The 22,434-nt window shown below is 72.7% G+C and carries 19 protein-coding genes; 11 read left to right on the top strand and 8 right to left on the bottom strand.

Annotated elements, in window-relative coordinates:
* Positions 1 to 25: 25 nt before the first annotated feature.
* The 3 genes from HFP48_RS07970 to HFP48_RS07980 all read left to right on the top strand — a co-directional run bounded on the left by HFP48_RS07970 (position 26) and on the right by HFP48_RS07980 (position 2,101).
* The gene (locus tag HFP48_RS07970; RefSeq protein ID WP_050034781.1) at positions 26 to 505 is read left to right on the top strand and encodes a nuclear transport factor 2 family protein; all 480 of its coding nucleotides are present in this window, start codon (positions 26 to 28) and stop codon (positions 503 to 505) included.
* A gap of 28 nt (positions 506 to 533) precedes the next feature.
* Entirely contained in the window at positions 534 to 980 is a 447-nt protein-coding gene (locus HFP48_RS07975) for a VOC family protein (RefSeq protein ID WP_168579314.1), read from the top strand.
* Between the two features lie 83 nt (positions 981 to 1,063).
* Positions 1,064 to 2,101 carry an enoyl-CoA hydratase/isomerase family protein gene (locus HFP48_RS07980; protein WP_029542103.1) on the top strand — a complete coding sequence of 346 codons (1,038 nt, stop codon included), beginning with the start codon at positions 1,064 to 1,066 and terminating at the stop codon, positions 2,099 to 2,101.
* A 126-nt stretch (positions 2,102 to 2,227) separates the two neighbouring features.
* Here HFP48_RS07980 and HFP48_RS07985 read toward each other — a convergent pair whose 3' ends face one another.
* Both HFP48_RS07985 and HFP48_RS07990 read right to left on the bottom strand, forming a co-directional pair.
* Entirely contained in the window at positions 2,228 to 2,761 is a 534-nt protein-coding gene (locus tag HFP48_RS07985) for a hypothetical protein (protein ID WP_006938924.1), read from the bottom strand.
* 85 nt (positions 2,762 to 2,846) lie between these two features.
* Positions 2,847 to 4,466 (bottom strand): peptide chain release factor 3, encoded by a 1,620-nt coding sequence (locus HFP48_RS07990; RefSeq protein ID WP_231386009.1) that lies wholly within the window; start codon positions 4,464 to 4,466, stop codon positions 2,847 to 2,849.
* Between the two features lie 247 nt (positions 4,467 to 4,713).
* On the opposite strand from HFP48_RS07990, the gene HFP48_RS07995 reads away from it, so the two are divergent.
* Positions 4,714 to 6,348 carry a fatty acyl-AMP ligase gene (locus HFP48_RS07995; RefSeq protein WP_029542107.1) on the top strand — a complete coding sequence of 545 codons (1,635 nt, stop codon included), beginning with the start codon at positions 4,714 to 4,716 and terminating at the stop codon, positions 6,346 to 6,348.
* A 168-nt stretch (positions 6,349 to 6,516) separates the two neighbouring features.
* Here the strand turns inward: HFP48_RS07995 and pth are convergent, their stop codons facing one another.
* The 4 genes from pth to HFP48_RS08015 all read right to left on the bottom strand — a co-directional run bounded on the left by pth (position 6,517) and on the right by HFP48_RS08015 (position 10,739).
* Positions 6,517 to 7,089, bottom strand: a complete 573-nt coding sequence (gene pth / locus HFP48_RS08000) for an aminoacyl-tRNA hydrolase (RefSeq protein ID WP_006938920.1) — start codon at positions 7,087 to 7,089, stop codon at positions 6,517 to 6,519.
* Between the two features lie 101 nt (positions 7,090 to 7,190).
* Positions 7,191 to 7,796, bottom strand: coding sequence for a 50S ribosomal protein L25/general stress protein Ctc (locus HFP48_RS08005; protein ID WP_006938918.1), 606 nt, complete (start codon positions 7,794 to 7,796; stop codon positions 7,191 to 7,193).
* Between the two features lie 205 nt (positions 7,797 to 8,001).
* Positions 8,002 to 9,471: an FAD-dependent oxidoreductase gene (locus HFP48_RS08010; protein ID WP_072634650.1), complete on the bottom strand. Its 1,470-nt coding sequence runs from the start codon at positions 9,469 to 9,471 to the stop codon at positions 8,002 to 8,004.
* 89 nt (positions 9,472 to 9,560) lie between these two features.
* On the bottom strand, positions 9,561 to 10,739 hold the full coding sequence (locus HFP48_RS08015; RefSeq protein ID WP_006938916.1) for an aminotransferase class V-fold PLP-dependent enzyme: 1,179 nt from the start codon (positions 10,737 to 10,739) through the stop codon (positions 9,561 to 9,563).
* Positions 10,740 to 10,784: 45 nt separating this feature from the next.
* On the opposite strand from HFP48_RS08015, the gene HFP48_RS08020 reads away from it, so the two are divergent.
* From HFP48_RS08020 to HFP48_RS08045, 6 genes are all read left to right on the top strand, one after another.
* Positions 10,785 to 12,029 carry an APC family permease gene (locus HFP48_RS08020; RefSeq protein ID WP_168579315.1) on the top strand — a complete coding sequence of 415 codons (1,245 nt, stop codon included), beginning with the start codon at positions 10,785 to 10,787 and terminating at the stop codon, positions 12,027 to 12,029.
* A 79-nt stretch (positions 12,030 to 12,108) separates the two neighbouring features.
* Entirely contained in the window at positions 12,109 to 13,341 is a 1,233-nt protein-coding gene (egtA, locus tag HFP48_RS08025) for an ergothioneine biosynthesis glutamate--cysteine ligase EgtA (protein ID WP_029542112.1), read from the top strand.
* On the top strand, positions 13,338 to 14,633 hold the full coding sequence (gene egtB, locus HFP48_RS08030; protein WP_029542114.1) for an ergothioneine biosynthesis protein EgtB: 1,296 nt from the start codon (positions 13,338 to 13,340) through the stop codon (positions 14,631 to 14,633). The genes egtA and egtB overlap by 4 nt, the downstream gene beginning before the upstream one ends.
* On the top strand, positions 14,626 to 15,372 hold the full coding sequence (gene egtC, locus HFP48_RS08035) for an ergothioneine biosynthesis protein EgtC (protein ID WP_006938912.1): 747 nt from the start codon (positions 14,626 to 14,628) through the stop codon (positions 15,370 to 15,372). Before egtB ends, egtC begins: the two co-directional genes overlap by 8 nt.
* Positions 15,369 to 16,325: an L-histidine N(alpha)-methyltransferase gene (egtD, locus tag HFP48_RS08040; RefSeq protein ID WP_006938910.1), complete on the top strand. Its 957-nt coding sequence runs from the start codon at positions 15,369 to 15,371 to the stop codon at positions 16,323 to 16,325. The genes egtC and egtD overlap by 4 nt, the downstream gene beginning before the upstream one ends.
* Positions 16,326 to 16,406: 81 nt before the next feature.
* On the top strand, positions 16,407 to 17,603 hold the full coding sequence (locus tag HFP48_RS08045) for an MFS transporter (protein WP_029542117.1): 1,197 nt from the start codon (positions 16,407 to 16,409) through the stop codon (positions 17,601 to 17,603).
* A 4-nt stretch (positions 17,604 to 17,607) separates the two neighbouring features.
* Here HFP48_RS08045 and HFP48_RS08050 read toward each other — a convergent pair whose 3' ends face one another.
* Entirely contained in the window at positions 17,608 to 18,891 is a 1,284-nt protein-coding gene (locus tag HFP48_RS08050; RefSeq protein WP_168579316.1) for an MFS transporter, read from the bottom strand.
* Between the two features lie 54 nt (positions 18,892 to 18,945).
* On the opposite strand from HFP48_RS08050, the gene HFP48_RS08055 reads away from it, so the two are divergent.
* On the top strand, positions 18,946 to 19,587 hold the full coding sequence (locus HFP48_RS08055; protein ID WP_050034783.1) for a methyltransferase domain-containing protein: 642 nt from the start codon (positions 18,946 to 18,948) through the stop codon (positions 19,585 to 19,587).
* Between the two features lie 111 nt (positions 19,588 to 19,698).
* On the opposite strand, the gene HFP48_RS08060 is transcribed toward HFP48_RS08055, so the two are convergent.
* The gene (locus tag HFP48_RS08060) at positions 19,699 to 22,257 is read right to left on the bottom strand and encodes a LuxR C-terminal-related transcriptional regulator (protein WP_065922875.1); all 2,559 of its coding nucleotides are present in this window, start codon (positions 22,255 to 22,257) and stop codon (positions 19,699 to 19,701) included.
* Positions 22,258 to 22,434: the final 177 nt, after the last annotated feature.

Raw genomic sequence — 22,434 nt, forward strand, 5'->3', positions numbered from 1 at the left:
CTTACCTGTGGTGGGAGGCGCGAGAATGGATCTGCAGGCGATAGGTGAGATCGAGCGGCTGAAGTACCGCTACGCGCGGGCGCTCGACACGAAGTCGTGGATCGAACTGGCCGACACCATGGTTCCCGAGGCCACCGCCGTCTACGGCGAGCACCTGAGTTTCGAGTCGCGCGACGCGTTCCTGAACTTCCTCGAGAACACCCTCGGATCCCACGTCATCACCGAACATCACTGTGGCCATCCCGAGATCGACGTCGAGGGCGACACGGCCACGGGCATCTGGTTCCTGGCCGACACGGTGGTGGTGCCCGAGGACGGGCTGGTGATGCGCGGGTCCGCCTACTACCACGACCGCTACGTGCGCTGCTCCGACGGGCGCTGGCGCATCTCCCATACCGGATACGAAAGAAACTGGGAGACAGTCACATCCGTGTCCGACATGCCCAGCTTCCGGCTCACGTCGAACCGGTGGTCGCTGCTGCAGCAGCCGCCCCGCGCATCCTGAACCACCCGAGAGGAGGGGACCCCGCCCGATGACCGCGACCGACACCGAAGTCTTCCCCCGGGCCGGTGCGCTCCCGTACCTCATCGTGGCGCGCGCCCGCAGCGCCATCGACTGGTACCGGCAGGTGTTCGGCGCGACACTGGCCGCGGACCCCGTGGTGCTGGAGGACGGCCGGATCGGGCACGCCGAGCTGGTCTTTCCGACCGGAATGGTCTACCTCGCGGAGGAGTTCCCCGAGATGGGCCTGGCCGCGCCCGAGGCCGGCGCGACGTCGGTGAGCCTGATGCTGCCGGTCGCCAACACCGACGCCGTTCTCGCGAAGGCCCACGACGCCGGCGGCACCGTCGAGCGCTGGATCGCCGAGAGCCACGGTCACCGCAACGCCACGCTGCTCGATCCGTTCGGGCACCGCTGGCTGCTCATCGGCCCCCCGACCGGTCGCCGGCAGGACGGCACCGCCGGTACCGGACAGTAGGCCGCGGTGCGCCGAGTTCGACACGCGCGCCGCCGGGCTCACACGATCGGCCGTCGGGGGAGCGGCCCGGTAGGCTCCGCCCCGTGACCGACACCTTCATCCGCACCCGCGTCGCCAACGGCATCGGCGAGGTGGTGCTCGACCGGCCGGTGGCGCTCAACGCCCTCGACTCGTCGATGATCCGCGACATGTACGAGGCCCTGCTGGCATGGCGCGACGACCCCGAGATCACCGCGGTGCTGGTCACCAGCGCATCCGACCGGGCGTTCTGCGCGGGCGGCGACATCAAGCCGGTCCGGGACGCCGCCGTGGCCGGCGACACCGCCACGGTGCGGGACTACTTCGCGAACGAGTACCGGCTCGACGAACTGGTCGCCACCTACCCCAAGCCGTATCTCGCGCTCCTCGACGGCGTCACGATGGGCGGCGGGCTGGGCATCTCGGTACACGGCGCGGTGCGCGTCGTGACGGAGAAGGCGATGCTGGCGATGCCGGAGACGGCGATCGGCTTCATCCCCGACGTCGGCGCCAGCCACTTCCTGCCGCGGCTGCGCGGCACCACCGCCCGCTGCGACGCGGTCGGCCTGTATCTGGCGCTGACCGGCGCCCGCGCCGACGCGGGCGACGCCATCGCCGTCGGCCTGGCCACCCACTTCGTTCCCAGTCACCGGATCGAAGCCCTCGCCGACCGGATCCGCGAGGGACACTGGCAGCTGGCGCTCGACGAGTTCGCCGAGGCGGCCCCCGCATCGGCGATCGCCGACCGCTACGCCGACATCGACGCGGTGTTCGGCGACGGCACCGTCGCCGACGCCGTCGAACGGCTCTCCGGCGACCACGACCTCGACGAGCAGTGGGCCGTCACCACCCGCGCGGCGCTGTGCGCGGCGTCCCCGACGAGCCTCTGGGCCACCGCGGAGCTGCTGCGTCGCGGCGCCGAGAGCACCCTGGGCGAGTGCTTCGCGCGGGAACTCGAGGTCGCGGTGCGGATCACCGCCGAGCCCGACTTCGCCGAGGGGGTGCGCGCGGTGCTCGTCGACAAGGACCGCAACCCGTCGTGGTCGCCGCGGGGGATCGGCGAGGTGGACCCGGCCGTCGTCGCGGGGCTGTTCCGGGAGTAGACGCTCGGCCGGCCGCAGTCCCGCGCGGGGAGTGGGGCACGACGAGACGACGCATCCGCGCACGAAATCCTCAGCAGTGCAGTTTGTTTCGTGCGTTGCCGACCGGCGGGGGCGCGGATGCGGGCGTCAGCGTGCGGTGCGCTGCGGCGCGAGCAGGTCGACGACGATCTCCTGGCCGCCCAGCACGGCGCGGATCTCCGGGTTCTCGAACCCGCCCGCGACGAGGTACTCGCCGAGCAGGGTGAGCAGTTCGTCGGTGCCGATCGTCGGGTCGGAGGCGGGGGGCCGCTGCGCGCGGGCGGCGAGTTCGGTGTGCGCCAGTCGCGCCGCGATCCGCACGGATGCCACTCCCATCGAGTTGCGGCGCGACGCGGCGGTCGGCGTGCTGTCCGCGGCGACGCCGTTCGTGCCGGCGACGATCTCGTCGAAGCTCGGCAGCGAGAGCGGATCGGTGCCGTTGCCACCGGCCTCGTCGGCGACGTCGTGGTCCGCCGCGTGGCTTCCCACCGAGTGCGGGGCGGACGCGCCGTTACCGGTCAGGGTTCCCGGCAGGGGATAGACGAAGGTGCCCGCCCGCTTGGGCCCCGGCGACTCGTCCGCAGGGTCGGAACGGCCGCGCAGCGGCGTGCCGTCGGTCGGTGCGGCCGAGTCGTCGTCCATGAACGCTCCTGACATCCGCGAGCTCGGTCGGCTCGACGGCACAGCAAACTACCAGTAACACCAGCCCCACGCACCACGGGCGTCCCTAATCGGCGGTGGCCACCAGCGGCTCGAGGGTGAGCTCGGGAAGTTCCTTCTGGATGTACTGCAGCCGCCACTTGTCGCTCACCAGCGCCAGCAGCACCCCGTCCGAGCGGGTGAAGACCTCGACGCCGCGCTGCCGGTTCAGCTCGTCCGCCGAGGCCGCGTCGGTGCGGCGGGCCAGCGCGTAGCCGAGCGGTTCCATCCGCGGCTCGACGTTGTACTCGGCCTTCATCCGGGCCGCCACCACCTCGAACTGCATGGGACCGACGGCTGCCATCACCGGGGACGCGTCGCCGCGGATGTCGTTGCGCAGGATCTGCACCACGCCTTCGGAGTCGAGTTGATCGACGGCCTTGCGGAACTGCTTGTACTTCGAGGCGCTCTCGGCGCGCAGGATCGAGAAGTGCTCGGGCGCGAACGACGGGATCGGCGGGAACTCCACCTTCCTGTCCACGTACAGGGTGTGCCCGGGCGCGAGAGCCGTGGCGTTGACCAGGCCGACCACGTCGCCGGGGTAGGCGTTCTCGACCGTGGACCGTTCCCGGCCGAACACCGTCAGCGCGTACTTGGTGGCGAACGGCTTGCCCGTCTGCGCGTGCGTGACGACCATGCCGCGCTCGAACACCCCGGACACCACCCGCATGAACGCCAGGCGGTCGCGGTGCGCGGTGTCCATGCCCGCCTGCACCTTGAACACCACGGCGCTGAACGGGTCGTCCACGTTGCGGGAGTTGCCGTTCACGTCGAGCCGGGCGCGCGGCGGCGGCGCCAGCGCGACGAGGGTGTCGAGGATCTGCCGGACACCGAAGTTGAGCATCGCCGACGCGAAGATCACCGGCGAGGTCTGCCCGGCCAGGAACAGCTCCTGGTCGTGGTCCTGCCCGCTGGCCGACAGCAGCTCCGACTCCTCGGCCGCCTCGATCCACGTCTCGCCCTCGCGGTCCTCGGCCTCGCCGGGGGAGAGCCGGTCCTCGGGGGCGATCTTCGCGCCGCCGGCGGTGCGGGTGAACTTGACGTACTCGACCGGTGCGCCGTCCTCGCCGCGGCGCAGCAGGCCGCGGAAGTCGCCGGCGATGCCGACGGGCCAGAACAGGGGGGTGGGGGTCAGGCCGATGCGCTCGTCGATCTCGTCGAGCAGTTCCAGCGGGGTGCGGCCGGGCCGGTCCCACTTGTTGATCACGGTGATGACGGGGATGCCCCGGTGCCGGCACACCTGGAACAGCTTGAGCGTCTGCGGCTCGAGGCCCTTGGCGGCGTCGATGAGCATCACCGCCGCATCCACGGCGGTGAGCACCCGGTAGGTGTCCTCGGAGAAGTCGGAGTGGCCGGGGGTGTCGACGAGGTTGATCACGTTGACGACGTCGTCGCCGGACTCCTCGGAGCGATAGTTGAACTGCAGCGCCGTGGAGCTGACGGAGATGCCGCGGGCCTTCTCCATCTCCATCCAGTCGGACACGGTGGACTTGCGCCCGGCCTTGCCGTGCACCGCACCGGCCTCCGCGATGACCTTCGCATGCAGGGCCAGCGCCTCGGTCAGCGTGGACTTGCCGGCGTCCGGGTGGGAGATCACTGCGAAGGTGCGGCGGCGACCCGCTTCCGCGAGCACTTCCTTCGACGACACGGCGGTGGTGCCGGCGTCGTTGCCGGTGGAAACGGGCGGGGTAGTCAACGCAGGAGAACCTCTCGAAGCGGATGTGCGGCTCGTGGATGCGCGCGGGCGGCTCGCGCATCGCAGACAACTCGTCCATGTTACTCGGCGATTGAATGTCGATTTCCGTCAGATTCGGTCACATTCGCCGAAGAGACTCCCCCTCGGCGCGGATCGGGGGCACCCTGGGCGTGGTCGTATCCGGCGTGAGGAGTGGTTCGTGAGCAGATTCACCGACGAGATGTACGAGACCGCGGCTCGCTCGCCGCATGCTCTGGTCACCGGCGAGCCGGACGCCCCGCGGCGGCAGACGTGGGGGCAGATCCACGAGCAGGCCCGGCGCATGGCCGGTGCCCTCGCCGCGGCCGGCATCGGCCACGGCGACGCCGTCGGCATCCTCGCCGGGAATCCGGTGGACATCGCCCCCGCCTGCCAGGCCGTGTGGATGCGCGGTGCCTCGGTGACGATGCTGCACCAGCCCACGCCGCGCACCGACCTGGCCCTGTGGGCCCGCGACACCGAGGTCGTCATCGGCATGATCGGCGCCCGCACCGTGGTGCTCGGCGCCCCCTTCGAGATCGCCGCGCCGCTGCTCGCCGAGCGGGGCATCCCCGTCGTCACGATCGCCGAGATGGACGCCGGCACGCCCGTCGACCCGCTGCCCACCGACGAACAGGACATCGCGCTGCAGCAGCTGACCTCCGGGTCCACGGGATCCCCGAAGGCCGTGCAGATCACGCACGAGAACTTCTACGTCAACGCGTACGCGATGATCGAGCGGATCAAGTTCTCCCTCGACGACGACGTGATGGTCAGCTGGCTGCCGCTGTTCCACGACATGGGGATGGTCGGGTTCCTCAGCGTGCCCATGCAGGTCGGCGCCGAGGTCGTCTCCGTGACCCCGCTCGACTTCCTGCGGTCCCCGCTGCTGTGGGCCGAGCTGATGAGCAAGTACCGCGGAACCGTAACGGCCGCACCGAACTTCGCGTACTCGCTGCTGGCGCGCAAGCTTGCGCAGGCGCCCGACGGCGCGGTCGACCTGTCGTCGGTGCGGTGGATGTGGAACGGTGCCGAGCCGGTCGACCCGGACACCATGGAGGCCCTCGCCGCCGCCGGCGCCCGGTTCGGCCTCGACCCCGCCGCGCTCGCGCCGGTCTACGGCATGGCCGAGACCACCCTCGCGGTCTCGGTGCCGGACCCCGGACGCGGGCAGATCCTCGATCTCGTCGACCCCGACCTGCTCGAGGCCGGCGGGATGGCGGTGCCGTCGAGCCGGTCCAACGCCCGTCGCCTGCCCACTCTCGGCCACCTCGTGCCCGGCCTCGAGGGCCGCGTCGTCGGCCAGGACGGGGAGCTGCTGCCGCCCCGCGGCGTCGGCATCATCCAGTTGCGCGGCAAGGCGGTCACCCACGGCTACCTCACCGTCGACGGTCCGGTGCCCGCGCAGGACTCGCAGGGCTGGTTCGACACCGGCGACGTGGGCTACTTCACCGAGGACGGCCTGGTCGTGGTGTGCGGACGCGTCAAGGACGTCATCATCATGGGCGGGCGCAACGTCTATCCCACCGACATCGAACGGGCCGCGTGCAGCGTCGACGGCGTGCGCCCCGGCAACGCCGTCGCGATCCGCCTCGACGCCGGCGACAAACGCGAGTCGTTCGCGGTCGCCGTCGAGACCAACCGGATCGACGATCCGGAGGAGGTGCGCCGCATCGAACACGACGTCGTGCACGCGGTCGTCGCGGAGGTGGGGGTGCGGCCGCGCACCGTCGCGGTGCTCGGGCCGGGCAGCATCCCGAAGACGTCGTCGGGCAAGCTGCGCCGTGGCAGCTCAGTGCACCTGCTGGGCGGCTGACGCCGCGCTCAGTGCACCTGCTGGGCGGCTGACGCCGCGCTCAGTGCACCTGCTGGGCGGCTGACGCCGCGCTCAGTGCACCTGCTGGGCGGCTGACGCCGCGCTCAGTGCACCTGCTGGGCGGCTGACGCCGCGCTCAGTGCACCTGCTGGGCGGCTGACGCCGCGCTCAGTGCAGCCTGTTCTGCGCCTCTTCCAGGCCGACCCGCAGCAACAGCTCCACCGCGTCGGCGGCCTGCTCGCGGATCAGGTCGAGGTCCTTGCGTTCGGTCGAGGAGAACGGCTTGAGCACGTAGTCGGCCGGGTCCATGCGGCCGGGCGGGCGGCCGATCCCGATGCGGGTGCGCAGGTAGTGCTTGGTGCCGAGGGCACTCGAGATCGACCGCAGCCCGTTGTGGCCGTTCTCGCCGCCGCCGAGCTTGAGCCGGATCGTGCCGAAGTCCAGGTCCAGCTCGTCGTGGAGGACGACGACGTCGGCGGGCTCGACGGAGAAGAACCGCGCGAGTCCGGCGACCGGCCCGCCCGAGAGGTTCATGTAGGTGCGTGGCTTGGCGAGGATCACCTGCCGGCCGTCGAGGCGGGCCTGCACGATGTCGGCGTTGCTGCGCTTGTGCGCGCTGAACTTTCCGCCGACGCGGGCGGCGAGCGTGTCGGCCACCATGCAGCCGACGTTGTGGCGGGTCTTCTCGTACTGCGGGCCGGGATTGCCCAGCCCGACGACGAGGGCGGTGCCGTCGCTCACTTGGCGGTGTCCTTCCGTTGCGGCGGGTGTTGTCACGACGGCGGCGCGTCATCCCGTGGGATGACGCGCCGCTCGTCACGTCACGCGGAGCCGGTGGGGGCTCAGGCCTCCTCGGCCTCGGCAGCCTCGCCCTCCGCGGTCTCGCCCTCCATCGCGGCGGCGGTCGGTGCGGCGACCACGTTCACCAGCAGCAGCTCCGGGTCGCCCTGCAGGGTCGCACCGGCGGGCAGCTGCACGTTGTTCGCGAGGATCTGGGTACCGGCCTCGACACCCTCGATGGACACCTCGACCTGCTCGGGCAGGTTCAGGGCGTCGGCCTCGAGCTGGACGGTGCTGACCTCGTTGACGACCAGGGTGCCGGAGGCGGCCTCGCCGGTGACCACGAGCGGGACCTCGACGGTGACCTTCTCGCCCTTCTTCACGACGAGCAGATCGGCATGCTCGATGTAGTTGCGGATCGGGTGCACGACGACCGACTTGGTCAGCGCCAGCTCCTCGCCGCCGTCGACCTCGAGGGTCAGCAGGGCGTTGGTGCCGTGGGCGCGCAGCACGGCCGCGAATTCACGGGCCGGGAGGGCGAGGTGCTTGGGGTCCGTGCCGTGGCCGTACAGAACGGCGGGGACCTGACCGTCGCGGCGGGCGCGGCGGGCGGCACCCTTGCCGAACTCGGTACGGACGGCGGCTACGAGACGGTTTTCGTCGGACATGCTGAAAGGCTCCTACGCATATGGCTCGAACTGGGGCGGTCTTCCCGGCGAGGGGCGACGCGCGCGGCCAGGAGCGTGGACACGCTCGAGCGGAGCCGCAGCCGCGTCGATCACGGTGAGCCAGCGATTTCGCGGTTCACCCTCGCCGAGACAACTCGAACGACTCTACCGGATCCGCCCGGGCCAGTCGAACGCCGCCCTGCGCTCAGCCGCGCGCGGCGGCGGTGCCCGCCCGCCGGCCGAAGAAACTGCCGTCGCCGAGGGAGATGCCGCTGCAGTATCCCCACGCCGACAGCCCGGCCGCCGCCCGTCCCGCCGCGAACAGCCCCGGGATCGGCGCGCCGTCGACGTGCAGCACCTCCGAGTCCAGGCTCGTGCGCAGGCCGCCGAGCGTGAACCCGCCGGTCATGCCGCGCAGGTCGATCGCCGCGACGGGCGAACCGATCGGCTTCACCCATTCGCGCTTCTTGCCCAGCAGCGGGTCCTCGCCCCGTGCGGCGTGCCGGTTGTACAGCTGCACCGTGGACTGCAGCGCCTGCTCGGGCAGACCCATCTCGGCCTCGAGGTCGGCGACGGTCTCGCACACCCATTTCGGCTGATGCCGCAGCTGCTCCGACGACGTCGGGGCTGCGATCCCCGCCTCGTACGCCGCCTCGTCGATGACGAGGAACGCCTCGTTGTCGTTCTTCAGCAGGGTCAGCTGACCGATGCGGCCCGGGTAGGTGTCCTCGGGCACGTATCGCTGGCCGCGCCCGTTGACGAGAATGCCGCGCGCGATCAGCTGAGGATCACAGAAGAACGCCACCTCGGTCGCGTTCATGTGCGCGAGGTCGGCGCCGAGGGCTTGCGCCATCCGGATCGCCCGGCCGTCGTGCTCCTCGATCGACGCGGCGGGACGGCCCACCAGATGCGGCGCGTACGCCCGCACCATGTCGTCGTTGTAGGCGAAGCTGCCCGTGGCGAGAACGACCCCTCGGCGCGCCCGGATCGCCAGGTCGGTGCCGTACCGCTTGGCCAGCAGCCCGACCACCCGTCCGGACGCATCGGTGACGAGGGTCTGCACCCGCACGTCGTACTCGGCGCGGACCCCGAGCGCGGCAGCCTTCTCGGCGAGCGGCTTCATGAGCATGTAGCCGCCGCCCTGCTCGCCGGTGCGCTTGTTGCTCATCTGCGGCACGTGACCGCGCGGCGCGGGCCGGGCGACGGTGCGGAACGGCGCCGCGTTCTCCCCGCCGGTGTACTGCAGGCCCGCGTCGGTGGGTGGCTCCCACCCGGGCTCGCCCCAGAACTCGTGCTTGAACGGCACCCCGCACCCGACGAGCCAGTCGAAGTGCGCGACGGAACCCGCGCAGTACGCGGCGATCTTCTCCTCGTCCACGCCCGGTCCGAGTGCCGCAGTCAGGAACGCGCGCATGTCGTCCACCGAGTCCTCGAACCCGCAGGCCCGCTGCACGGCCGTGCCGCCGCCGAGGTAGACGAACCCGCCGGCGAGGGCGGCCGCGCCGCCCCACCCGCCGGTGCGTTCCAGCACCAGCACGTCGGCTCCGGCGTCGGCGGCGCCGATGGCCGCGCAGACACCGGCGATGCCGTATCCGGCGATCACGACGTCGGCCTCGAGATCCCAGGCGGGGATCCGGTCGACGGGAACAGGACGGACGGGACTGGTCTCGGTCATCGCGATCCTCTCGAAGTGGTACGGGGATTCGCCCACCTTGACCACGCGACCTGGGGGAGCGGTACCGGCTGTCCCGGTTGCCGGGACGGTCAGGACCGGGTGAGCGACCGCACGGCCGCCAGGAACCGGTCCACGTCGGCGGGGGAGACGAAGTAGTGCGGGGAGGCCCGCACCACCGACTCGAGCCGTCGCGCCGACATCTCGAGCAGCGTCGAGCCGCGCCCGCTGACCGTGACCGTGATCGCCTCGGCGGCCAGCGCCTCGCGCAGGTGCGCCGGATCCCAGCCGTCGACGGTGAACGAGACGATGCCGCTGTGTTCCTTGCCGAGGTCGCGCACGGCCACGCCGGGGATCCGGCCCAGCCCGTCGCGCAGGTGCTCGGCCCGGTAGGCGACCGCCTCGGTCACCGCGTCGACACCGAAGTCGAGCAGGTAGTCGACGGCGGCGCCGAGCCCGAGGCGGGCGGCGACGTTGGTCTCCCACAGCTCGAACCGCGTCGCGTCGTCGGCGACCCGGTACTCGTCCGGGGCCGTCCACTGCGCGCTGTGCAGGTCGAGCACGGCCGGTTCGAGCTCGGTGATCAGCCGGGGGCGGACGTAGAGGAAGCCGGTGCCGCGGGGTCCGCGCAGCCACTTGCGACCGGTCGCGGAGAGCGCGTCGACGTCGAACTCGGGCACGCTTACCGGCAGCTGGCCGACGGACTGGCACGCGTCGAGCAGCACCAGCGCACCGACCTCGTGCGCGGCGTCGGCCACCTCCCGCACCGGGTTGACGAGCCCGCCGTTGGTCGGGGCGTGCACGACGGACACCAGCTTGACCCGCTCGTCGAGGGTGCGGCCGAGGGCGTCGACGTCGATCCGGCCGAGCGCGTCGGTGGGCATCGTCTCCACCGTCGCGCCGGTCGCGCGGGCGCGCTGCAGCGCGGAGACGGCGTTGCTGGCGTATTCGGAGCGGGTGAGCAGGATCCGGTCGCCCTCGCCGAGCGGCACCGAGTAGAAGAAGCTCGCCCACGCCCGGGTGGCGCTCTCGACCAGCGCGATCGACGACGCCTCCGCGCCGATCAGCCGCGCGATCGAGGTCTTCACCGCGGCGAGGTCACCGGCGCGTTCCGCGGCCGCGACGTACCCGCCGACCTCGGCCTCGCGCCGCAGATGCGCGACGGTCGTCTCCAGCACCGGGGTGGGCGGCAGCGACGAGCCCGCGCTGTCGAGGAAGACCCGGTCGAAGCAGCCGGGCGTGTCCCGACGGGCGCGTTGCAGGTCGAGCATCGAGGACGTACCTCCCGTTCATGTCTTCGTGGTTGGAATGTACGCGTGAGCGAACCGACACCCCTGCAGCGCCGGCTCGGCACCGGTGACGCCGTCGCCATCGGGCTCGGTGCGATGATCGGGGCGGGGGTGTTCTCGGCGTTCGCGCCGGCCGCCGCCGCGGCCGGCGCGGGCCTGCTCGTCGGCCTGGCCGTCGCCGCGGTCGTGGCGTACTGCAACGCCACGTCGTCGGCGCAGCTCGCCGCGCAGTATCCGACGTCCGGCGGCACCTACGTGTACGGCCGGGAACGGCTCGGGCCGTGGTGGGGCTTCGTGGCGGGCTGGGGCTTCGTGATCGGCAAGACCGCCAGCTGCGCGGCGATGGCCTTGACCTTCGCCGCCTACGCCGTGCCGGAACCGTGGCGGCGGCCGGTCGCCGTCGCCGCGGTCCTCGCCCTGACCGCCGTGAACTACCGGGGCATCACCCGCACGGCCCGGCTCGCGCGCATCATCGTGGCGCTGGTGCTCGTCGCCCTCGCCGTGGCGGTGACGGCGAGCTGGGCCGGCCCCGGGGCGCAGCCCGCCGATCCGTTCGGCCCCGTCGGCGGCGGCGCGTACGGGGTGCTGCAGGCGGCCGGCCTGCTGTTCTTCGCCTTCGCGGGCTACGCGCGGATCGCAACACTCGGTGAGGAGGTGCGCGAGCCGCGCCGGACCATCCCGCGCGCGATCGTCGGCGCCCTCGGATTCGTGGTGCTGCTCTACGCCGTCGTCGGGGTGACCCTGCTCGCGTGCCTCGGGCCGGACCGGGTGGCGTCGAGCAGCGCGCCGCTGCTCGACGCGGTCCGCGCGGGCGGCTGGGCGTGGGCGGCGCCCGTCGTGGTGGCCGGGGCCGCGGTCGCGTCGCTGGGCGCCCTGCTCGCCCTCGTGACGGGCGTCGGCCGCACCGCACTCGCGATGGCGCGGCAGGGCGATCTGCCGCGCCCGCTCGCGGCGGTGCATCCGCGGTTCGCGGTGCCGCACCGGGCCGAACTCGCCGTCGCCGCGGTGGTGTGCCTGCTCGTCGCGACCGTCGATCTGCGCGGAGTGATCGGATTCTCATCCTTCGGGGTGCTGGTGTACTACCTCGTCGCGAACCTGTCCGCCTTCACCCAGCGGGACGAGCACCGTCGCTACCCCCGATTCCTGCAGGTGATCGGGGCCGTCGGGTGCGTCGCGCTGACACTGACGCTGCCGCCGGGCGTCGTCGGGGTCGGCGCCGCCGTGCTGGCGGTCGGTGTCCTCGCACGGGCGACGCGCCGGGCCGTGCCGTGAGCGTTCACCCGCATCCTGTCGCCGGTTGACGTTAGGCTCGTCCGTGAGCTGGCCCACAGGCGAGGGAGGGGCGGACCGAGTGGTGATCACAGTCGACACGGCGGTGCCGCGCGCGGACGCCGGCATCGCCTCGCGAACCGCCGCCGAACTGCACGTGCGAAGGGTGAGCTTCCGCTTCGGGCCGCCCCGGCTGATCGGGGTGGAACTGGAATGGCTCACGGCCCGGGCCGACGGCACGAGCGCCCGGCCGGAGCTGCAGGCGATCCTCGAGGCCCTCGGCCCGCACGCCCCCCGGCAGCTGGCTCCGGGCTCCTCGGCGCGGCCGTTGCCGTCGGGCAGCGCCGTGACCCTCGAGCCCGGCGGGCAGGTCGAACTGTCGAGCGTGCCGTGTGGCTCGGCGCGGCAGGTCTGCGACCGTCTCACCGCCGATGCCCGCATGCTCCGTGCGTTGCTGGCGCGCCGGTCGGTGGACATGATCGACGCGGCGGCCGACGAACTGCGCCCCCCGCAGCGGCTGCTGCGCACCCCCCGGTACAGCGCGATGGAGCTCCGGTTCGACCGGATCGGGCCGCTGGGCCGGTTGATGATGAACAGCACCGCCGCCACTCAGGTGAGCGTCGACGCCGGCGCCGACGACGACGAGCTGGCCCGCCGGTGGCGGGTGCTGCACGCCGTCGGACCGGCGCTCGTGGCCGCGTTCGCGTGTTCCCCCTCGCTGCGCGGCGCCCCGGACGGAACCTGGGCGTCGCAGCGGATGCGGACCTGGCTGGCGCTGGACGCCGACCGCACCACGCCCGTCCCCGATCCGGCGCACTACCCGGCCTGGGCGCTCGACGCGCCGCTGCTGTGCGTGCGCGCGTCCGACGGGGACTGGCACGCGCCGCCGGGTGCGTCGTTCGCGGACTGGCTCGGCGGCGGTCTCGACGACGAGATCGGGCGCCGGCCCACCGTCGCCGACCTGGACTACCACCTGACCACCCTGTTTCCGCCGGTGCGTCCCGCCGGGCATCTCGAGGTCCGGTACATCGACGCCCAGCCGGGTGCCCTCTGGCAGGTCCCGGTCGCCGCGGTCGAGGCGCTGCTCACCTCGCCGGCCGTGATGGACGAGGCCCTGGCCGTCGCCGCACCCGTCGTGGACCGCTGGCAGGAGGCTGCCGAGTTCGGTCTCGCGGACCTCGAGCTCCGGGCCGCGGCGGTCGGACTGCTCGCCCTCGCCGCGGAGGCGTCGCCGGACATGCGGTTCACCACGGCCCTGGACTCGGCGGCGGCGCGGTGCTGCCGCGGTCGCACCCCGGAGGTCCAGGACCGGTGAGCGGTCTGCGCACCCGGCTCGGCCGGGACCTCGCCCGCGCGCGGGCGAGGGTCCTCGCGCTGACCGACATCGACGACGCGGAGCTCACGGCTCAGCATTCGCCGCTGATGAGCCCCCTCGTGTGGGATCTCGCGCATATCGCCAACCAGGAGGAACGCTGGCTGCTCCGGGCGGCCGGCGGTCAGGGCGGTGTGCGCCCGGACGTCGACGACCTCTACGACGCCTTCCGGCATCCCCGCGCGGACCGTCCGGCGCTGCCGTTGCTCGGGCCGGCGGAGGCCCGCGGCTACGCGGCGGAGGTCCGCGCGCGGACGGCGGACGTGCTGGCGCAGTGTGCATTCGACACCGACCTCACCCGTGACGGATTCGTCTTCGCGATGAGTGTCCAGCACGAGGTGCAGCATGCGGAGACGATGCTGGCCACGCACCAGTTGCGGGCGGGATCGCCCGTGCTCGACGCCCCACCGCCGCCGCGGCGCGCCGAGCCGCCGGCCGCGGAGGAGGTGCTGATCCCGGGCGGCGAGTTCGAGATGGGGACCTCGACCGATCCGTGGGCGCTGGACAACGAGCGGGCCGCGCACCGGGTGTACGTACCGGCGTTCGCGATCGACACGGTGCCGGTCACCAACGGGCGCTACCTCGAGTTCCTGGCCGACGGCGGCTACGCCCGCCGGGAGCTGTGGAGCCCGGAGGGATGGGTGCACCGCGAGCAGGCGGGTCTCGAGGCCCCCCAGTTCTGGACCCGCGACGACTCGGGCACGTGGTGGCGCCGCCGGTTCGGGGCGGTGGTGCCGCTCGATCCCGACGAGCCCGTGGTGCACGTGTGCTTCCACGAGGCCGAGGCGTTCGCGCGCTGGGCCGGGCGCCGACTGCCCAGCGAGGCCGAATGGGAGAAGGCTGCCCGCTGGGACCCGCTGACCGGGGCGAGCCGGCGCTACCCGTGGGGCGACGAGGAACCGACCGAGGCCCACGCCAACCTCGGCCAGCGGCACCTCGAGCCGGCCGTCGTCGGTGCCTATCCGGCGGGTGCGTCGCGCCTCGGCGTGCACCAGCTGATCGGCGACGTGTGGGAATGGACGGCCTCGGGGTTCGAGCCGTATCCCGGGTTCACCGCCTTCCCGTACCGGGAGTACTCGGAGGTGTTCTTCGGCGGCGACTTCCGGGTGCTGCGCGGCGGCTCGTTCGGCACCGACCCCGCGGCCTGCCGCGGCACCTTCCGCAACTGGGACCTGCCGATCCGGCGGCAGATCTTCGCCGGCTTCCGCTGCGCGCGGGACGTGCCGGATGTGTAGACACCTGGGATATCTCGGGCCGGTCCGCTCGGTGAGCTCCCTGGTGACCGAGGGACCCCGGTCGCTGTTGCGCCAATCGTGGGCGCCGAAGGACATGCGCGGCGGCGGCACCATCAACGCCGACGGGTTCGGGGTGGCATGGTGGGGTGCCGACGGCTTCGGCCGCTACCGGAACCCCGCTCCGATCTGGTCCGACCCCTTTGTCGCCGAAGGCCTTTCGCACATCAGCGCCGGAGCCGTCATGGCGTCGCTGCGCTCGGCGACGGAGGGCATGCCCGTCGAGCGCTCGGCCTGCGCCCCGTTCACCCGCGACGGCTGGGCGTTCAGCCTCAACGGGCTGGTCCGCGGGTGGCCCGGTTCGCTCGTTTCGCTGGCCCAGCGCCTGCCGGTGGCCGAACTGCTGCAGCTCGAGTCGCCCACCGACGCGGCCGCGCTGTGGCTGCTGCTGTACTCGCGGCTGCGTTCCTCGCGGCCCGAGCAGGCGCTGATGCGGCTCGTCCACGACGTGCTCGCGGTCGCGCCGGGTTCGCGGCTGAACCTGTTGCTGGGCAACGGTTCCGGGTTGTGGGCGACGGCCTGGTACCACTCGCTGTGGACCCTCGTCGACGAGGACGTCGCCGTGGTGTCCTCGGAACCGTACGACGACGATCCGCGCTGGCGTCAGGTGCCGGACCGGCACCTGGTCAGCGCCCGACCGGGACACCTCATCGTGTCCCCCATGGAGGTGGCCGTTTCATGACGGTGGACGTGTACCTGACCCCGGAGCAGCTCGACGAGTCGCTGCGGGCCGACGCGCGCCGCGGGCTGACGTCGTCGCCGAAGTGGCTCTCGCCGACCTGGCTCTACGATGCGCGCGGCGGCGAGCTCTTCGACCGGATCACCCGCCTGCCGGAGTACTACCCCACCCGCACCGAACGGGCTCTGCTGCAAAAGCATTCACCGGAACTGGCCGACGAGGCCCGCCCCGAGATGCTCGTCGAGCTCGGGTCGGGCTCCTCCGAGAAGACGGAGATCCTGCTCGACGCGCTGCAACCGTACATCCATACGTACGTACCGCAGGACGTGTCGGAGGCCGCCCTGCAGCCCGCGGTGACCCGGCTCTCGGCCGAGTACCCGGACCTGACGGTGCGGGGCGTCGTCGGAGACTTCACCGGCTCGCTCGCGCACCTGCCCGGCGGCGGACGCCGCATGATCGCGTTCCTCGGCGGCACCATCGGCAACCTGGCGCCCGCCGAGCGCGCCGCGTTCCTCACCGATCTCGCCGCCGTGCTCGAGCCGGGGGAGTGGCTGCTTCTCGGCATCGGCCTCGTCACCGACCCGGACGTGCTCGTGCCGGCCTACGACGACGCGGCCGGGATCACCGCGGAATTCGACCGCAACGTGCTGAACGTGCTCAACAACCGGCTCGGTGCGGACTTCGAACCCGGGAAGTTCCGGCACGTCGCCGTGTGGGACCCGATCAACGAATGGATCGAGATGCGGCTCGAGGCCACCGAGCCCATGACCGTCCGAATTCCCGGGCTGGATCTCGAGATCTCCTTCGCGGCGGGTGAGCAGCTGCGCACCGAGATCTCCGCCAAGTTCCGTCTCGACGGGATGGGCCGTGAACTGACCGAGGCCGGGTTCGTCGTCCGGCGCGAGTGGATCGATCCCGACGGGAGGTTCGCGCTGATCGGCGCGAGCCGCGCCTGAGCCGCGCGTCGGCGGTCCCGGGCCGCCGACGGCAGGAAGCCGGTTGGACAGCACCGGCCCGGCCGCGCGAGGCTGGCAGACGTGACGTCGACCCGGCCCGTGCTGACCACCCCCGTGCTGCTGCTGATGGCGGCGGCCACCGGTTTGTGCGTGGGCGGCAACTACTTCAACCAGCCCCTGCTCGACTCGATCGCCGCCGCCCTGGGCACCTCCCACTCTGCCGCCGCAGCCACCGTCACCATCGCCCAGGTCTCCTACGGCCTCGGCCTGCTGTTCCTGGTGCCGCTCGGTGACATGTTCGACAAGCGCCGCCTCACGGTGGGGCTCATGCTCGCCGCCGCGGCCGGCCAGGCAATCAGCGGCTTCGCCCCGGACATCGCGGTGCTGGCCGTCGGCACGGCGATCGCAGGGCTGTTCTCGGTGGCCGCGCAGGTGCTGGTGCCGTTCGCCGCGACCCTGGCCACACCGGAGCGCAGCGGCCAGGCCGTCGGGACGGTGATGAGCGGGTTGGTGCTCGGCATCCTGCTCGCCCGAAGCGTCGCCGGGCTCCTCGCCGGCGTCGGCGGGTGGGCCACCGTCTACCGGGTGAGCGCCGCCGTGATGGTCGTGGTCGCGCTGGCCCTGTGGCGGGTGCTGCCGACGTCGCGACCCGCCGAGCGCATCGGTTACGGGACCACGCTGCGTTCGCTCGGGACCCTCGTGCGCACCCAGCCGCGGCTGCGCACCCGGTCGCTGCTCGGCGCCCTGTCGTTCGCGTCCGTGAGCGCCCTGTTCTCGACGATGGCGTTCCTGCTGGCCGGCGAACCCTACGGTTTCGACGAGGTGCAGATCGGACTGGTGGGCCTGGCCGGGGTCGCCGGCGCGGTGATGGCCAACCTCACCGGCCGCCTCGCCGATCGCGGGCTCGCGCAGCTCACCTCGGGCGCCGGCGCGGCGGTGCTCGTCGCGTCCTGGGCCGCGCTGGGCGCCGGCGCGTACTCGCTGGCGTGGTTCCTGATCGGGATGGTCGCGATCGACCTGGCGCTGCAGGCCATCCACATCAGCAACCAGAACATCGTCTACGCGCTGGCGCCCGCGGCGCGTTCCCGCATCAACGCGGTGTACATGACGACGTACTTCATCGGCGCCGCTGCCGGTTCGGCGCTCGGCGCGGTCGCGTGGACGAGCGCCGGCTGGACCGGGGTGTGCGTGTTCGGGGTGGCGGCGGCCGTCGTGACCGCCCTGGTGTGGGTCGCGGACCTGCGGGTGGCGCGACGAGCCGTCGCCGTGCCGGCCTGAGGTGCTAGTGGACGGCGGACTGCGCGACGTGTGCGGACCGTCGCGCCAGGACCGGAAGGATCACCAGCGACACCGCCGCACCGGTCAGCGCCAGGGCGGGGAACCCGGCCGCCGCGACGACGAGCCCGGAACCCAGGCCGCCGCCCGCCCCGGCGAGTGCGACGAACAGGTCCGCGGTGCCCTGCGTGGCCGCGCGGGACTCGAGCGGCACCGCATCGGTGACGAGCGCGGTGCCGCTCACCAGGCCCAGGCTCCACCCGAAGCCGAGCAGGCCCAGCGCGAACGCGAGCGCCGCCACCGAGTGCGGCGGGGCCAGCGCCGCGGACACCCCGGAGGCCAGCAGGACGAGTCCCGCGGCGGCCGCGACCCGGTAGGGCCCGACCCGGTCCACGAGCATCCCCGCGATCGGTGAGGGCAGGAACATCGCCGCAACGTGGATCGCGATGACCACGCCCGTCGCGCCGACGTCGTGCCCGTGGTCGCGCATGTGGATCGGCGTCATCGTCATCACCGCCACCATCACGAGCTGCGTCACGATCATGACCACGACCCCGGCGGTCACCGCGGGCGTCCACGGCCGGCCCGGCGCCGGCGGGTCGCCGGCCGGCGCCGGATCCTCGCCGACGGTGCCGCTCAGGGTTCGCGCGACGGTGCCGCTCAGGGTTTCCGCGGCCGCGCGGCTGCGGGCGAGCAGGAGCGGGTCCGGGCGCAGCAGCACCCACAGGACGACGGCGGCGAGACCGTAGGCGACGCCGGAGAGCACGAACGGCCCGGACAGCCGGGGAATGCCCCACGATTCGGCGGCGTCACCCATCACGGTGGTCAGGTTCGGGCCCACCACCGCCCCGAGGGTCGTCGCCACCAGCACCGTGCTCACGGCGCGGCCGCGCCGCGCCGGGGCGGCCAGGTCGGCGCCCGCGTAGCGCGCCTGCAGGCTCGTCGCCGTGCCCGCGCCGTAGACGAACAGGGCCGCGAACAGCAGCACCGCGGTGTCGAGCGCCGCCGCGGCCACCACCCCCGCGCTGCCGATCGCGCCCGTGGTGTAGCCGAACGTCAGGCCCCCACGGCGCCCGGCGCGCTGCGAGATCCGCCCCACGGCGACGGCCGCGGCCGCCGACCCGATCGTGAACAGGGCGCTCGGCACCCCGGCGAGACTCGTGCTGCCCAGCATGTCCTGCGCGAGGAGCGCGCCGACGGTCACGCCGGCGGCCAGGCCCGCACCGCTGAGGATCTGCGCGGCCACCAGCACGGTCAGGACGCGGCGCTGTTCCGGGATCGGTTCGGTCACAGCCGGGAGGGTACGCCGGTAACGTCGGCGGTGACCCGGCGGTAAGGAGACACGGTGACCGATTCGGAGAAGGTCGAGAACGAGAACGCCCGCGTATCGCGGATCTTCGACGAGATGTCGAAGAACTACGACCGCGGCATGGGCCTGGTCGAGCGGCTGATCCTCGGGCCGGCCCGGCACTGGGCGGCCGCGCAGGCCCGCGGCCGCGTCGTCGAACTCGCCGTCGGCACCGGGCTCAACCTTCCCCTCTACGGGCCGGAGGTCGAGCACGTCGTCGGCATCGACATCTCACCGAGGATGCTCGAACTCGCCCGGGCGAAGGCCGCCGCCGATCCGCGCGTCGAACTGCGGGAGGGCGACGTCCAGGCCCTCGATCTGCCCGACGCGAGCGCCGACACCGTGCTCTCGACCTTCACGTTCTGCACCGTGCCCGACCCGGCCCGCGCCGCCGCCGAGGCGCACCGCGTGCTCGTCCCCGGCGGCCGCGTCGTCCTCGCCGAGCACGGCCCGTCGACGAACCGGGCGCTGCGCGCCCTGCAGCGGGGCATCGAGCCGCTCAGCATCCGCTTCGGCGCCGACCACCTGCTCCGCGACCCCGTCCCCTATCTCACCGAGGCCGGCTTCGTGGTCGACGACGTGCACCGCACCGGGCGGATGGGCATCGTGTTCCGGGTGCTCGCCCACAAACCGGCGTGACCTCCCCCCGAGCCGAGCGAACGTGCCATCGCGTCGATCTGCGGAGATGAGCGATACATTCGCTCGGTTCGGGAGGGGACGTCGGCGCCGGAAAGGGCCGCGGAAGCGTGCCTAGAGCTCACCGGTCACCGGCAGCAGCCGCAGCTCCCGCGCCCGGGTGATGGCCTCGACCCGGGTGTGGACCTCGAGCTTGCGGTAGATGCTGCGCAGCTGCGTCTTGACCGTGTTCGGGGAGACGAACAGGAGCCGGGCGATCTCGCTCTGCGGTGATCCGTCGGCCAGCAACGCGAGCACCCGCCTCTCCCGCGGGGACAGCTCGACCCGCACGACCTCGTCCGGGAACACCGCCTCGACGGAACCGCCCGGCACCGCAATACCGCTGCGCTCGACGAGCTCTCGCCGATGCCGGTCCGGCACGGTCGTGAAGGCGCGCCGATTGCCGAGCGTCCGGGCGAGCGTGCAGGCGCGCTCCCAGCACACGATCGCGGACCGGGGATTGCCGAGATCGAGCTGCGCGGCGGCGTCCAGCAGCAACGCCTCGAGATGGGCCCGCGGGAATCCGCAGTCCGGCCACGACACCCGCGCGAGCTTCTTGGCGGCCCGGTCGGGACTCCCACCGAGCAGATCCACCCGCGCGTCGGAGACGACGAGTATCGGATGGTGCCGGGGCTCCTGGTCCGCCACGGCGCGGGCCAGGTTGCCGTTGCCGAGAGCCAGGTGCAGGTCGATCTCCGTCGCGGTGAGCAGCGTCCGGGAGAATGCGCCGTCGCCGTGCCGGTGGGCGTGGCCGGCGACGGTGTGGTGCAACCACGTCAGACCCGCGTACGCCTCGAGGGTGAGCAGGGCGTGCTGGGCGTGGGCGTAGGCGACGAACCCCCACAGCTCCTCCCGATCGCTGGGCGCGCCGAGCAGCTCGATCATCGACTCGGCCGCGCCCACGTCGAGCGCGTCGAGATGGGTCAGGGCCGCGGCGACCCGGCCGCCGACCTTGACGAGTTCGCCGAAGAGCCCGTCGGACGGTTCCGTCGTCGCCTCCCGGTCGAGCCACCGGCGGGCGCGCGGGACGTCGCCGACCAGAGCCCAGTTGAGCGCCGAGCTGCCCGCGGCGTTCTGGACGATGTAGGGGGTGTCCGCGGCGACACCGCCGCGGTAGGCCAGTTCGAACTGCCGGTTGGATTCGGCCAGCTCCGCGACGAGCTGGAAGGTGATCGCCCACTGGACCCGCAGCAGCGGCAGCTGCGGGGTGATGTTGTCCGGCTGGTGCAGGAGCATGCTCTGTACCAGCGGCTCGAGCCGTCGCGTGCAGTCGGCGCCCTGGACGAAGTCCCCGGCGACACGCAGCGCGAGCGACTGCACCGTCGCCAGGTGCAGGACGTTCGCGGCGTCCGGCCCGGCGCCGAGCGTGTGCAGCTCGTCGGGTTCGCTCGGAAGCGACGCCCGCAGGATGGGGTGATCGGCGAGCATCTGCACGAACAGCGCCCGTCCGGCGAGCACCGCCGGGTAGTCCTCCAGGAAGTCCTCCGGGATCGTCCGCAACACGAGGATGAGCACCTCCAGGTGCTCGGAGACCATCTCGCCCCAGCTGCGCTCCACGATGCCCGCGGCCATCGTCCAGTTGCGAGCCTCGGCCGCGTACACCGCGGCCTGCGCCGGCCGGCCCGCATCCCGGTGCAGACGCGCGAGAAAGGTCATCAGCTCGTCGACCCGTGCGGGCTCCTCCTGCCGGGCCTGTTCCAGTACCGCCGACCGCAGGGCCGACGGCCACGACCACGTCCGTGTCTCGTCCGCCTCGTCGACGACGAGCAGGCCTCGCGCCTCGAGACGGTCGAGCAGCGCGGCCGGCTCGGGCCGGCCGGTGAGCTCGGCGGCGAGTTCCGCGTCGAGATCGCGGGCGGCGACGACGCACATCGCGAACGCCCGTTCCTCGGCGGTGAGCGTGTCGAGCAGACCGGACGCGAACCCGGCGATGGCGACGGCCAGGTCGGGGGAGGGCCGGCCCTCCTCGTCGACCGGTGCGCCCCGGTGCAGCCGGGCGACGTTCAGGGCGCCCGAGATCAGCTGGGGCAGCCCGCCCAGGGCGCGGCACAGGTCGCCGTACTCGTCGATCCCGAGTTCCACCCCGGCGGCGCGGAAGAGTTCCGCCGTCTCCCGGGGCGTGAACCGGAGGTCGTGGGCGGAGACGAACGTGCAGTCGAGGCCCGCCGCGGCCACGGTGGCGGACGTGGTGCTGCCGCGAAGACAGACGGCGACGTCCACGGACGGGCAGCGATCCAGCAGCTGCCGGATCGCCGGCAGCAGGTCGTCGAGGGCGGTGCCGGGGAGCCCGTCGAGGACGAGCAGGGACGGCGTTCCGCCGAGGGTCGAGGCGAGCCGGTCGACCGGGTCGCCGGCCACGACATGGTCGCCCAGCACCGCGCACGCGTCGGACCAGATGCGGTCCGGTGTCCCGTCGTCCGTCGCCGCCGGCACCCACGCGACGTCGCGCCCGGGTACGCCGCCGCCGTGCAGCCACGTGGCGAGCAGCGTGCTCTTGCCGAACCCGTCCGGTGCGTGGACCACCGTCAGCGCAGACCCGCGGTCGAGCATCTCGAACAGGCGAGGACGGGGCAGCGCGGTGGCCAGCGCCCGCCACGTCGGTACCCCCGTACGGCCGGCGCCGGGGACACTCACGGCAACTCCTCTCGATCGGTCGGTCCACGCAAGCCTGCATGTGCGGTCTCCACCGATACCCCGGTGTCCCCGACAGACCCTTCGGCACGGGCAGACTACCTGGTCTCTTACGGATCGAGGGGAGGGATGTCCGGTATGCGTAGTCCCACCAGGCGATATATGCGACGAGGGGGAGGT

It is taken from the genome of Rhodococcus sp. DMU1 (assembly GCF_012272955.1).
Classification (GTDB): domain Bacteria; phylum Actinomycetota; class Actinomycetes; order Mycobacteriales; family Mycobacteriaceae; genus Rhodococcus; species Rhodococcus aetherivorans.